Origin of the sequence: Aquimarina sp. RZ0, from assembly GCF_008370685.1 — a bacterium.
In the GTDB taxonomy this organism is placed as follows: domain Bacteria; phylum Bacteroidota; class Bacteroidia; order Flavobacteriales; family Flavobacteriaceae; genus Aquimarina.
Genome location: NZ_VTZU01000001.1, coordinates 116,422 through 129,520, shown reverse-complemented (window position 1 = coordinate 129,520; position 13,099 = coordinate 116,422). Strand labels below are relative to the sequence as shown.

Here is a 13,099-nt window from a genome sequence, read left to right as displayed (position 1 = left end):
GTATTGAAGATAACAACTTTTCTTCTATATAATAATATCGGACAACTTCTGAAAAATACTTTTATAAACAGAAGAATGCTATATCTTTTTCCTGAAACCAGATAACTTATTTACCATGCGCCAAACACTTTCACTATTAAGCTCCATACTTCTTTTTTTATTACAATCTGTCATATAATCTATAAGAACATTCTCCATATTAATCTGAATCAAAGAAGATTTAGTTAATTTTCGCATATACCAGGCAGGGAATTTTCTACTTATAATATCTGTCGTGTTTTTATAACTTAGTACTGTATGCCTTGTATCTTGCTTTATATTATTCATAAGAACATCAACCACCGCATCATCTCCTTCTATATATTGTAGAAAAAAACCTTTTTCAAAATATAAATATCCTGTTATACCAAATTGTTTATTACAATCCGATGCAAATGTTTCTAATTTTTTTAGATCATCAGAATTAAAATCAACAATGGCTTTGCTTACATATACTATGCCTTTTATCATTATTATTTAAGTTGGTTAGACAAACTATCTTAAATTTAATCATTTTGCCCTCAATAACAAATAAAAGGTATTCATTGATTAGAATATGTCTATATACTTTTGGTTCGAAGTGTCTTCAAAATCTCAAACTATTGATTTTTACCACACATACAATTTGTCATATACTAAAATTTGTTCTGACCAACATAAAAATATCTAATTCATAAAAAAGCCTTTTGACAACAAAAGGCTTTTTTATGAATAATACTATCCTTATTTATCCTTAGATATGATATGAATCTCTCTTTGAGGGAATGGTATAGAAACTCCACGCTCTTCAAGACATTTTTTAGCTTCTTCAATCACATAAAAATGTATTTTCCAAAAATCTTCATTTGAAGCCCAATACCTTAATTGTAATGTTACAGCACTATCCCCTAATTCGGTAACCATAACTTCTGGAGCAGGATCTTGTATAACCTTTTCCTGACTGTTGACAATATGCAGTAGTATTTGCTTCGCTTCTTTTATATTACTGGTATACGATATTCCAATATCTATTTTATCGCGTCTGATTCCTTCTGAAGAATAATTAACAATATTATCATTAGACATCTTTCCGTTTGGAATAATAGCCAGTTGGTTTCCAAAGGTGTTTAGCTTTGTTGTAAAAATTGAGATTTCCTTTACTGTCCCAGACATTCCCTGAGCTTCTATAAAATCTCCAATCTTAAAAGGTTTAAAAAACAGAATTAAAACACCTCCTGCAAAATTTGCCAAAGATCCTTGCAATGCAAGTCCAATGGCAAGCCCTGCTGCTCCCAAAATAGCCACTAACGAGGATGTCTGCACTCCTAATTGTGTAATTACGAGTATTATTAGTAATATTTTTAAACCAATACTAATCAGGTCGTACAAAAACTTCTCTAATGTTTCATCATAATCTTTTTTCTTAAAAAATTTACGAAGCATTTTACTGATAATATTGATTACCCAAATCCCTATAAAAAAAATCAAAACGGCAGATATAAGCCCTGGTGTAAAATCCCAGATCCATTTTACAAATTGATCCCAGTTTTCTTTTGTTAGTCCTAGTGTTTCCATATGTTATACTATTTAGTGTTATGACTTTTATCAAGTAAGTTTCTTTCTCTTTGATTTTATTGAAGCTTACATATACAATGGTGAATTATTATAAAGAAAGCGAAAATATAACTGTATAAGGTATTATTCAAGTAATTATAGGAATTCATGACTGTAAATATAATTTCCAGCAGTTTATATAATTTAAAATTAACAAGGCTATACTAGTATTATAAAACTTTTTCACTGCAGGATTATTTTTGTTTTTAACAGAAAACGAGATTATATATGACCTAATGAGACACTTTTTGAAAATCATCATAGGTTCCAGATATAGAAAGTAAAAAACACACCTGAAGATTTTATGACATTTTTTGATTTAAAATTATCCATTTTTATTTGAAGTATTTTTTTGCACTTCATAGCAACACCACGAAATAAGATAAAACTGAAAATTGAGTTGAAAAAGGCATTTTATAACGAATGGCAAAAGCTTAAAACCAATTATTTGAACAGTTCTAGAAGAAGAAAGATGTTTTAATATATCATATTAGCAAATAAAGTATGATTATAATGTAGGGTATTTAATAATTAGCTTGTTTATTAATAAAACCCTAATGCTTTATACATGTTTTAATTATGAAAAATACTATTAAACCTATGTTAAAAAGCATTTTCCTGATGAGTCTACTATCAAGCACCACTTTACTTGCCCAGGAAAAAAAAGCAACTACAGCTACGCTAAACAAAGAAAACACGCATGGATCAATTCCTCTTTGCGGTACGCCTACCAGCGATCTTTATACCAAGATTCATCAGAAAAAAGTTCAATCCAAGATTCATAAAACCAGAAATAAAAAACCTCCTGTACTAATTGAAGAAATTGAAAATGGGGAACAAAGTATTAATAACACAATTAGCACAGCACAAAAGATTCCTAATTTCGGAAACGGAGAAAATCAAATCAGTGAAGTCTCTATAAAAGGTAGTATTGGAGTTGATCTCATGTATGAGTTTATCCCCAAAGTTGTCCAGGAAGATCCAGAAGATAATGGTTCTATTCCGTTGGCACAAAACTTACCTTTTGACACTGATTTACCAGAGGATCAAATACAATTCATTACGGTCTCTGGAGTGATTGGCGATGGTCCTCATAGCGCCTCAGGCACAGGTACAGGAGATTTTGATATGTTTTCTGTTAAGCTGGAAAAAGAACAACTTATCAGAATGACCGTAGCGGCACCTCAAAGCGATACTACAAATCTGAATCCCGTAATAGCCATACGTAATGAATCTGGTGAGCAATTAGATATAGAGGGAAATGTTAGAAGAAGAACTCCTGATGCTGATGGCAATTTTGTTACTGAAATCATATTTAAAAGCCCCGAAAATGGCACGTATTTCTTAGAAATTGCTCCTGCAAAATATCGACTAACAGATCCCTTTGATCCTGCATCTGGGGTTATACGTTTTCAAAGCCTTCCCGTGGATGAAGGTTCGTATACCGCCAATATAACCAACTTTGGAGTACTTGGAGATACGGATCATTATGCCATAGAGCTGAAGAAAGGAGATGTACTTGGTATTGCTTCAAAAGATTTTCAGGATACTCACTCGAGAATTAATTTATTTTTACCTGACGGTACTCTCGGGATAGGAACCAATAGTTCTACAAATGATTCTAATGCGCCTGAGTCTCCGGTCCCCACAAATGGAGAATCCAGTTTTACTTATATAGCTCCACAAACAGGAACGTACACTCTTAAATTCGAAGAAAGTCTTGGAGCCTACGAAGCAGAAATAATTGCTGCAAGACCTGGTTTTGAAACAAATAATAAGGGACTAAGACAATTTATATATCTTGATTTTACAGGAGTAGATGATTTTACATACAGAGAGTTTTTTAATGTTTCAGAATCAGATGCTCCACTTAATCACCCTTTTTACGATACTGTAAGGACCTTCTCTCCTTTTAGAGATTTTCTAGAAAACTGGAGCATTGAGAACACAAGATCTAATCTGCTCAAAATGGCTTTTAAAATTACTGAAGTTGTAAAAGAAAACACAGTAAATGAAGTAAGACTTTCTGAAATTAATCCTGATTATTCACTGTCAATACTAAGTGATTATGGTAGCGAAACCTTAGGTAAAAAGATTCCTGAGATTCTGGAAAAACTAGATATCCCATATAGTAGAGTCATCATTGGAGGAACCAGAGAAGAGTCCGGAATTAGAACTGTTGGACTTGCCAATGATATTGACCCTGGTAATTATAATTTAGAGAATGATGCCTTTGTATTACTAAGCGAGCTAAGTAGTACTGATGAACGTAATAGAACTTCTATTAATTTTATCCCACTGGCAGATGGTTTTACCATAGAAGATGTAATGCCAGTGGTCTTAGGAAATCTTGTCTGTCATGAATTTGGTCATTATTTAGGAAATTTTCATTGTAATACTTTTAATGATCACATAACCCTAATGGATGAAGGAGGAGCTGGAGTTTCAAGGTTGGCAGGGATTTTTTTGAATAGAGGTGAAAAATTCGGAGATACTAACACCAGAGATATAGATTTTACTGCGGATGAATATAGTACTTCTGAAGATTTACGAGGAGAAGATCTTATTGATATAAATACTGCTTTTGCTCTTGGTTTTACTCCTGGAAGCAGGTTTGAAGCAATAGAGACCCCAAAAGAAATTGAACAGCTGGAAGAGAATGCGCTTAAAGAGCTGTTTAATGAAATTGATAACCTAGAAGCATTTGCCTACCCCAATCCGCAGAATCATCAGGAAACATCAAATTTAGTCTTCTCTTCTAAAAAAAGCGGACAGGTTTATGTAGACTTATATGATCTACAGGGTAGAAAGATTGACCAGCTATTTACAGGTACAATTGAAAAAGGAGAGAAAATACAATTAGAACTGGTACCATCAAAATACAACCTATCCTCTGGAGTGTATATCTATAATATCAAAACTCCGGGACAAGAAATTAATTACAAGTTTTCTATTAAATAATTAATAACTGTTCTTTAGATGAAATCACCGTAAACTGAATCAAATTATTTTTTAATTCAGACGAGAAAGAAAATTTACAGATAGCAACGCTATCGATACTTTTTATTTTGAAGTCTGAAACAAAAAGAAATGATTTTTGCAGGTACTTCATTTGAGGGCAGTATAAGTTCCTTTTTTCTATAAAAACTGAAGGTCGTTCAAATTAGTATTGAGCGACCTTCTTCATAAAAAGATACAAATATCAACGGATATCAACTAATCGATTCATTATTTTGAGGTCTTTCAATTCATTTTATATACACTGTTTTTATATTTACAAATTCTAATATTCCTTCTCTAGATAGTTCTCTACCATATCCTGAGTATTTAGTTCCTCCAAAAGGTAATCGTGAGTCTGATTTTACCATTTCATTAATAAAAAATGCCCCATCTTCTATATTCTCTATCTGCTTTCTTGCTCCTTCAATGTCTTGTGTAAATAACATAGTACCTAATCCAAAATCAGACAGCGATGCCAACTCAATACTATGTTCTCTATCCTTTGCCTTAATTACAGCGGCTACTGGACCAAAGATTTCGTTATCAAATGCTGGCATTCCTGGTGACACATTAGTAAGAATAGTAGGCTCAAAAAATGCCTTATCACGCTTATTACCAATAAGCACAGCAGCTCCTTTTTTAATAGATTCATTCACTTGTTTTTGTACTTCTTCTGCAAGATCAATCCTAGCCAATGTTCCTATCTGCGTTTTAGAGTCTAATGGTGAACCAAATTTTATATTTCTAAATGCTTGTTCAAATTTTTCGAGAAACTCATTATAGATGTCTTCGACTACTATAAAGCGTTTTGCAGCGATACAACTTTGTCCTGCGTTTTGTATTCTGGCCTTTACTATTGTATCTAAATACTTATCAAGATCTGCGTCTTCCCATAGAATACAAGCATTATTTCCTCCAAGTTCCAGTACAGTTTTCTTAAGGTTTTTACCAGCTATTTCTGCAATTGTTCTTCCTGCTTTTTCACTACCGGTTAAACTTATAGCCTTTATAATATCACTCTCTATAATACTTTCAAGCTGTTTATGACTTACAATCAGGGTTTGGAAACATCCTATTGGATATCCTGCTTCTTCAAAAAGCTCCTGAATACGTAGGGAGCATCCGGTTACATTACTAGCGTGTTTTAATAATATTGTGTTCCCTGCAGTGATTGTTGGGATTGCAAAACGCATTACTTGCCAAAAAGGATAGTTCCAGGGCATAATACCCAGAACACAACCTATCGGATCATAACTAATAAAGCTTTCCTGTGCTTCAGTTTCTATAAGTTCGTCAGCTAGAAACTGCTCTGCATTTTTTTCATAAAAATCAATCAGGTTAATACATTTTTCTATTTCGGCGATACTTTCCCGGTAAGGCTTCCCCATTTCTTTGGTGATCAACGTGGCACATTTTTCCATTTGTTGATACAACACATCTGCTAATTTTTGTAAAAGTTTACAACGCTCTTGCAATGATTCTTTTTTCCAACCAAAAAATATTTCTTTTGATTTATGTATTAAAGCAGCAACTTCTTTATCAGTAAATAAAGGATATTCTTTTAAGACTTCTCCAGTAAAAGGGTAGGTTGTAATAATTGTATCCGACATATATCACGATTTTAATTGATATCAAAGATAAATTTGAAAATTCAATACAATAAATGCTTTTGAGTTAATTATTAATTCGTTTGCCATTCTATTAGTAGATTTTTATTAGTATTCTCTACACTGTTAACTGAAAAAGGCTAACAGTCGCATTGTTATAATGTAGAGGAAGTCCAGTCGTGTTTTTAAGGGTAGACAAGCCTAAGTAGTCAAATCCGCATTTTTTATAATGATGTATCAAGCCATTATTTTCCCCTACGGTATCCATCCTTACATATTCCTTATTATTTTGCCGAGCATAACTTTTGGCCCATGCTATAATTTCTCTAACCAGATTTCTCCCTTTAAAGTCAGGATTTGTTGATATACGATGGATATAAATAGAAGGATCTTCATTTCTTTGTTGCCATATTTGTGGGTCTTTATCTGTGGTAGTCCAAATACACGCAATTCTATTATCAATTATAATTTTCCACTGTCTGTTTTCCCGAATTTCTTTTTGTACAAGCTCCCTGTCAAAATCAGGCCAATGAACAACTCCTTTTGATTTTTGAAAATCTGTTGACATTTTATAAAGCTCGAATATTTGATTAATATCTTCAATTTTACTGTTCTGTATATTCATTTGACTCTTTTTTAGATCTTAGCCTGATATGTATAAAGGTCAAAATACCTTCCTTTTACTGCAATAAGTTCATCGTGCGTTCCTCGTTCCGCAATATTTCCCGCTTCTATGACCAGAATTTGATCTGCTTTTTTTATCGTACTTAATCTGTGAGCAATGACAAAAGTAGTCCTACCTTCCATCAAAGCACCCAGGCTTTTTTGTATTAAAGCCTCGCTCTCTGTATCCAGATTAGAAGTTGCTTCGTCTAATATTATAATCTTGGGATCTGCAAGAATGGCACGTGCTATGGCAATACGCTGTCGTTGTCCGCCAGATAGTTTTACTCCTCGTTCTCCGATTCGGGTATCCAACCCATCATCAAATCGATCGGTAAACTCGTTTACATAAGCTGCTTTTACGGCCTGTTGCAGTTGTTTTTCGGTAGCATCAGGCCTTGGAAAAAGGATATTATCTCTAATAGTTCCTTCAAATAAAAACTCATCTTGTAGTACTACTCCCAGGTTACGGCGGTAACTACTCAGGTTTACCTTTGAGATATCATGATTATCAATTGTAATCAATCCTGACTCGGGATTCAGGAAGGTTGCTGCTAATCCGGCAATTGTAGACTTACCAGAACCTGAACTTCCTACCAGAGCGGTGACAGTTCCCGATAGCGCTTTAAAATTAATCCCATGTAATACTTCTTTCCCTGCTTCATAAGAAAAATTAACAGTGTCAAATATAATATCTCCTTTAATATCTTCGAGCTGAATAGTTCTTTTTTCCGGGTCTTCTTCTGGAGGTAAATTCATCAATTCTTCTGTACGATCCAGCCCCGCGAGTGCCTCGGTTAATTGACTCCCTATATTACTCATTTGTACAATAGGAGCAATCATAAAGGCCAGATACATGGTAAATGACAAAAAATCTCCAGCCGTCATACTTCCTTCCATCATATAATAACCACCGATACCCATAATTCCGGTAGAGGCAATACCTGCCAGTAAAAATGTAGAAGAACTGGTCATTAATGCTGTAGCTGTTAAGCTTTTTTTTACATTCTGAAATAAGCGATCTACACCTTCTTCAAAAATTTTACTTTCCTGCTCCTCGGCACCAAATCCTTTTATAACGCGAACACCTGATAATGTTTCTGTTAATCTCCCTTGTACTTCGGCATTTATTTTACCACGAGTTCTAAAAATAGGTCGTATATATTTAAAGGCTTTTAATGCTACAATACCAAATAAGCTTATAGGAATAAGTACAAACAATGTCATCCATAGATTAATTTTAATAAGTAGAACAACCGAAACAATTGCAGTAAAAATTCCACCAACTAATTGAACCAATCCAGTTCCTATTAGGTTTCTTACCCCTTCAACATCACTCATAATACGAGAAACTAAAGCACCTGATTTAGTATTATCAAAAAAACTGATTGGTAATGATAATACCTTTTTCTGAACTTTTGCGCGTAATTCTGAAATAAGAAATTGTGCTTGTACACTAAGGATTCTAGTTAATAAAAAAGAAGTACTCGCTTGTACCAGAATTGCTGTTCCAACAATGATTAATAATTCATAAAGTTCTTCCATATTTTTACCCGGGACGACATCATCTAACAATGATTTACTTTTCCAAGGTAAAATAAGGCCCGCTACCCTGTTAAAAAAAATAAGGAGCAATCCTATAAAAACAAGGTTACGTCTGGGCCAGATAATAGTTTTAAAAGCCTGAACCATGGTGACTTTAGGCTTTTTTTTGTTTTTTTGACCTTGTTGGTTAGCTGCAAATTCTCTCATTATTATTTTTTAGTTTTAAACAGAGTAATAGTATAGTCTAATAATTGTTGATCCCCAGAAGAGCCATGACCAGGAATAATAATCTTAAGATCTGGGTATGTTTTCTTAATTTTGGAAATGGTATGTGACCATTCTGATGTATTAGCATCTCCTAGATTTCCTTTTTTGGCATCTATACTTTTGACCATACATCCACCAAAAAGAATTTCTTCGTCTGGAAAATAGGATACGATATTGTCTGGACTATGGGCTTCTCCAAAAAAAGAATTATAAATAATTTTATCTCCTAACCTTAATTCCAGATGATTTTTAAAAATGATTTCAGGTTCCGGATACCCTTCTTTTGACATTAATTCTCTGGTTTTTTCACTTGCTATAGAAGGTATCTTTTCTTGTTTGAGGATATCAATTCCTTCTGTACAATCGGTATGAAAATGATTAAAGACTACACCTTTTATGCTAATTTTCAAGCCGTTTCTAACCCAGTTAATGAGGTCTAGAGTGGCTTTATCAGTTACTGGAGTATCAAATATATAGGCTTCTGCATCATTAATGTATAAAAATCCATTACAAGGAAATCTAACACCATTTTCTAAAGCTATATAAGAAATATGAATAAAGCTATGCTTACTGATTTTTATAATAGTAAGGTTTTCTGAGACCTCAATATTTTTATAAGCATAGTTCTTTTGACAAAAAATATGATTGGATGATAAAACCAATATAATAAACAGATTTATTATTAATAGAAATGAACTTTGTAGACTAGTATTCAATATATTCTGAAGTTCCTTTTTTATTTTTTTCATGTAGCCATTCCCAGTTTAGGGATAGTTTGATTTTATTATTTTTTGTAAAAGTAATTTTTGCTATCGCTTTTCCTGCTTTTAATTCATTTTCATTAGTGATGCATTGATACATCATTATCAGGATATCATCTTTTAGATGTGCTATAATTTTACCATATTTAATAGTACCTCCATAATAGTCTGCCGTTACAAGATTTCCATCCTGTTGATATTCAAAAACAGTGTCAGAATCTACCTTACCATTTTCTGAATTTTTTATAAGAAAGAATTTCTTATTATTAAGGTCAATTTCTATCATTTTTTCTTTCTTAACAATGCTACTGCTAAGATATAAATACTCGATGGGATTGCGATCCAGATCAATTCACTTAACAATACTTTAATGCCCCAGATACTGAAAAATTTACTTGCTCCAATCGGAGAAACCTGGATTGGTCTCCAGGGGAAAAAATATCGCACTGTATCAAAAGGGGAAAAAAATGCTATTCCTAAACCTCCAGAAGTCATTGCATCAAGGATTCCGTGGGATGCGGTACAGATAGAAAAATAAAAGATTAATATTACCCCAGTTTTTGTAAAAACACTTTTGTAATAGAAAATAGAACTTACTAGTATACCGATCAGTATAGCAAAAAGGATGGAATGAGAAAAACCCCGATGTCCCCAAAAACTATCATATGATATCCCAAAAGTAAATCCAATAACATCTGCATCCGGCAGGATAGAACAAAAGACACCTAATATCCAGAATTTACTGGTAGTGATCTTATTAGAAAATGTTTTTCCCAATGCATAGGATACAAACCCATGAGCAAATATAGAAGCCATATGATTTTTTCTAATTAAAAATAGTGTAAATATTTTTAATTATATCATAACAATGCCGGTTCTCAGATGGTATTGCTTACTGAAATTATTTCTTTTTGTTCCATATTTCAAAATAAAATATACCATAGTGCTGCCTTCCCTAAGTTTTATTTCTCATCTGAATCTAAAATAATTCAATTGAGATGGCCATACTACCATCTGAGAACTATTATAAGAAATAAGATTGAAATAGAAGCGGTTTTGACTTTTTGTTTTACCTGAAAAAATATTGAAATTTTAATAACTAAAACTTTTTGAAATACATAATAATGTAGTAACATAAAATAAAGGAATGTTGAGATTTTCTTGCACTTTTTTGGAACACAAAAAGTTAAGTTGACTTCTTTTGTTTCCTTTTTATATTTCTTAAGAAAGTATAGTAAATTATTAACTAAATAAGTATAGGGTTTATAAGCTTTTAGCTGTTATCTATTTGAAGGCTTATGCATATATCATAAGTTATTTTAACTATTAAAATTTATTTAATTATGAACACAAATTCCATGTTAACCAACTTAAAAAACTACGCACTATCTGTATTTGTGCTATTTTTTTCAGCATCTTTTGCTATGAATGCAAATCAAGCCCCTGCTGAAAATCATTATGAGACTACTTTAAACCAAATTGATCCTCAGAAGCAATTTATACTGCGAAACAAAACGAATGAGAGACGATTATTGTCTTTACAGTATTCAATTATACCTGTTCCATATTCTCTTGCCTTTGATTCAGTTGTTGATGAGGGAAGTACACTTTTGGCAGCAGAATTAGGTTCTCCTTTATTTGAGGAACGAATCGAAAGATTCGAAAAGTGGAGATTCGAAAATTTAGGAAACAATATTTATCAACTCGTAAATATTGAATCTGGGCTTGCTTTGGATGCAGAAAATGAAAATAGTGAACCTGTACAAAATGCAATTAACACTTCAGATTCTGGACAACGATGGAGAGTTGTAAAAGTAAATAATGCTTATGTGAAATTTGTAAATCAGCAAACAGGAAAAGCATTGACTTTTGATACCCCAAACAAGATTACACAAAGAGATGTAAACAATAACAGCAACCAACTATGGAGAATAGAAGAAACAAAAGCTGAATTGGGACCAGGAAATATTACTGATATAACTCCTCCTCTAAAAACCAAAATTGTAGTAGCTCCTAATCCTGCAGTTGACTTTATTACTGCTGTAATAACAGTTAATCAAGATATTACTATTGAGATAGAAATAGTTGCTGGAATTGGATTAACAGGATCAAGAAAAACTGTAAATCTTACAAAAGGTGAAAACCAAATTAGCGGATTAGATATAAGAAGTATTCGATCTTCTCCTTTTGGTCTTGTTAATATTTATCGCAGTGATACTGGGAAACAAATAGGTTATAAAACGTTTCTTTTTCAAAAATAAAAGTATGTTAATTTAATAACTTGAGTTCGATTAATCCTAAAGCAGCACTTTGTTTAAGTGAAATGAAATTCTGATAAGAATTGTATCGAAAACAAATATTTTGGGTTTAGATACAATTCTCGATACACTTTCCCTTCGTCAAAGCACTCGAATTGACGGTTTATTGGCGGTTTAATCTTCTGCATTAATAGTCGAACTCAGGTTATTATTATAACAATATATAGTATGTTGTTTTTTCAGAATCTAAAGCAGTTCTTTTACTATGTTACTACAAGGATACTAGGTTTTGAACTGTTATGTATTTTGAAAACTTATACTTAATCACACCTTATTTTAATCATTATAATTTTTTTAATCATGAAAACAAATTCCATATCAAACAACTTAAAAAACTATGCACTATCCGTATTTGTGCTATTTTTTTCAGCATCTTTTGCTATGAATGCAAATCAAGTTCCTGCTGATAATAGTAATGATACCTCTTTAAACCAAATTGATCCTAATCTACAGTTCTTACTTCGTAATAAAACAAATGAAAGGAAATTAATATCATTGGATTTTACATTTATATATGTTCCTTATTCTTTGGTTTTTAACCCGAAAGTTGAGGAAGGTGATTCAATTCTTGTCGCAGAATTAGGTTCATCTCTATATAATGAACAAATCGAAAGATTTGAAAAGTGGAGATTTGTAAATTTGGGTAACAGTGTATATCAAATAATAAATATCGAATCGGCAAAAGCTATTGATGTAGAAAACAACAACGCTACTCCAATACAAAGTACCCCAGATACTGCAGATGCTGGTCAACGATGGGAAGTAGTTACAGAGACTAATGGGTTTCTAAGGTTTGTAAACCAGCAGACGGGAAAAGCATTAGCTTTTGAAGACAACAAGCTTGTACAGAGTACCATTAATTCTAATGCCGATCAGCAATGGAAAATAGACGAAACAATTAGAGAAGAGGGCCCAGGAAGTATTCCTGAAATAAACCCGATTGAGTTAGATTTAGTCATAGCACCAAATCCCGTAAGAGATTTTACTACGGCTGTTATTAACAGCAATCAGGAAGTTACCGTTATCATTGAAGGTCGCAGCTGGGGAGCAAAATTATTAGATAAAAAAGAAGTAACACTTGCAGTAGGTGAGAATAGAATTCAACTAGATATGAGAAATAGATTCAATACAACACGTTTTGGATTTGTAGAAGTTATTCGCAAGAGAAATGGAGAACGATTAAGCCTTAAGACTATTCGTTTTCAACAATAATACCTTCTGATTTAAAACCAGAAATACAACAAGTTCTAAATAATAAATTTACATCAGAAATACTACGATTTATAACTAAAAATTTCGCATATTC

At 32.6% G+C, this 13,099-nt stretch carries 11 protein-coding genes; 3 read left to right on the top strand and 8 right to left on the bottom strand.

Annotation, left to right across the window (positions count from 1 at the left end; all coding sequences use genetic code 11):
* Positions 1–78: 78 nt before the first annotated feature.
* Entirely contained in the window at positions 79–510 is a 432-nt protein-coding gene (locus tag F0000_RS00435) for a BLUF domain-containing protein (RefSeq protein ID WP_149622717.1), read from the bottom strand.
* 252 nt (positions 511–762) lie between these two features.
* Positions 763–1,593, bottom strand: coding sequence for a mechanosensitive ion channel family protein (locus F0000_RS00430; protein ID WP_149622716.1), 831 nt, complete (start codon positions 1,591–1,593; stop codon positions 763–765).
* A gap of 660 nt (positions 1,594–2,253) precedes the next feature.
* Here F0000_RS00430 and F0000_RS00425 point away from each other — a divergent pair.
* Entirely contained in the window at positions 2,254–4,593 is a 2,340-nt protein-coding gene (locus F0000_RS00425) for a T9SS type A sorting domain-containing protein (protein ID WP_188111983.1), read from the top strand.
* Between the two features lie 287 nt (positions 4,594–4,880).
* Here the strand turns inward: F0000_RS00425 and F0000_RS00420 are convergent, their stop codons facing one another.
* The 6 genes from F0000_RS00420 to F0000_RS00395 all read right to left on the bottom strand — a co-directional run bounded on the left by F0000_RS00420 (position 4,881) and on the right by F0000_RS00395 (position 10,291).
* On the bottom strand, positions 4,881–6,242 hold the full coding sequence (locus F0000_RS00420) for an NAD-dependent succinate-semialdehyde dehydrogenase (protein WP_149622714.1): 1,362 nt from the start codon (positions 6,240–6,242) through the stop codon (positions 4,881–4,883).
* Positions 6,243–6,357: 115 nt separating this feature from the next.
* Positions 6,358–6,864, bottom strand: a complete 507-nt coding sequence (locus F0000_RS00415) for an N-acetyltransferase (protein WP_149622713.1) — start codon at positions 6,862–6,864, stop codon at positions 6,358–6,360.
* Positions 6,865–6,875: 11 nt separating this feature from the next.
* Positions 6,876–8,654, bottom strand: a complete 1,779-nt coding sequence (locus F0000_RS00410; RefSeq protein WP_149622712.1) for an ABC transporter ATP-binding protein — start codon at positions 8,652–8,654, stop codon at positions 6,876–6,878.
* Positions 8,655–8,656: 2 nt separating this feature from the next.
* Positions 8,657–9,463, bottom strand: coding sequence for a subclass B1 metallo-beta-lactamase (bla, locus tag F0000_RS00405; protein ID WP_149622711.1), 807 nt, complete (start codon positions 9,461–9,463; stop codon positions 8,657–8,659).
* Complete coding sequence (locus F0000_RS00400; protein ID WP_149622710.1) at positions 9,420–9,761, bottom strand: hypothetical protein; 342 nt, start codon at positions 9,759–9,761, stop codon at positions 9,420–9,422. The genes bla and F0000_RS00400 overlap by 44 nt, the downstream gene beginning before the upstream one ends.
* Complete coding sequence (locus tag F0000_RS00395) at positions 9,758–10,291, bottom strand: metal-dependent hydrolase (protein WP_149622709.1); 534 nt, start codon at positions 10,289–10,291, stop codon at positions 9,758–9,760. The genes F0000_RS00400 and F0000_RS00395 overlap by 4 nt, the downstream gene beginning before the upstream one ends.
* A 527-nt stretch (positions 10,292–10,818) precedes the next feature.
* Between F0000_RS00395 and F0000_RS00390 the strand changes: the two genes are divergently transcribed.
* Together F0000_RS00390 and F0000_RS00385 are read left to right on the top strand one after the other, a co-directional pair.
* The gene (locus F0000_RS00390) at positions 10,819–11,736 is read left to right on the top strand and encodes an RICIN domain-containing protein (protein WP_149622708.1); all 918 of its coding nucleotides are present in this window, start codon (positions 10,819–10,821) and stop codon (positions 11,734–11,736) included.
* A gap of 357 nt (positions 11,737–12,093) precedes the next feature.
* The gene (locus tag F0000_RS00385; protein ID WP_149622707.1) at positions 12,094–13,005 is read left to right on the top strand and encodes an RICIN domain-containing protein; all 912 of its coding nucleotides are present in this window, start codon (positions 12,094–12,096) and stop codon (positions 13,003–13,005) included.
* The last annotated feature ends 94 nt before the right edge of the window (positions 13,006–13,099 follow it).

Bases quoted from the DNA above. Each gene is read 5' to 3' on its own strand.
- F0000_RS00435 (WP_149622717.1), bottom strand. From the start codon at position 510: ATGATAAAAGGCATAGTATATGTAAGCAAAGCCATTGTTGATTTTAAT.
- F0000_RS00430 (WP_149622716.1), bottom strand. From the start codon at position 1,593: ATGGAAACACTAGGACTAACAAAAGAAAACTGGGATCAATTTGTAAAA.
- F0000_RS00425 (WP_188111983.1), top strand. From the start codon at position 2,254: ATGAGTCTACTATCAAGCACCACTTTACTTGCCCAGGAAAAAAAAGCA.
- F0000_RS00420 (WP_149622714.1), bottom strand. From the start codon at position 6,242: ATGTCGGATACAATTATTACAACCTACCCTTTTACTGGAGAAGTCTTA.
- F0000_RS00415 (WP_149622713.1), bottom strand. From the start codon at position 6,864: ATGAATATACAGAACAGTAAAATTGAAGATATTAATCAAATATTCGAG.
- F0000_RS00410 (WP_149622712.1), bottom strand. From the start codon at position 8,654: ATGAGAGAATTTGCAGCTAACCAACAAGGTCAAAAAAACAAAAAAAAG.
- bla (WP_149622711.1), bottom strand. From the start codon at position 9,463: ATGAAAAAAATAAAAAAGGAACTTCAGAATATATTGAATACTAGTCTA.
- F0000_RS00400 (WP_149622710.1), bottom strand. From the start codon at position 9,761: ATGATAGAAATTGACCTTAATAATAAGAAATTCTTTCTTATAAAAAAT.
- F0000_RS00395 (WP_149622709.1), bottom strand. From the start codon at position 10,291: ATGGCTTCTATATTTGCTCATGGGTTTGTATCCTATGCATTGGGAAAA.
- F0000_RS00390 (WP_149622708.1), top strand. From the start codon at position 10,819: ATGAACACAAATTCCATGTTAACCAACTTAAAAAACTACGCACTATCT.
- F0000_RS00385 (WP_149622707.1), top strand. From the start codon at position 12,094: ATGAAAACAAATTCCATATCAAACAACTTAAAAAACTATGCACTATCC.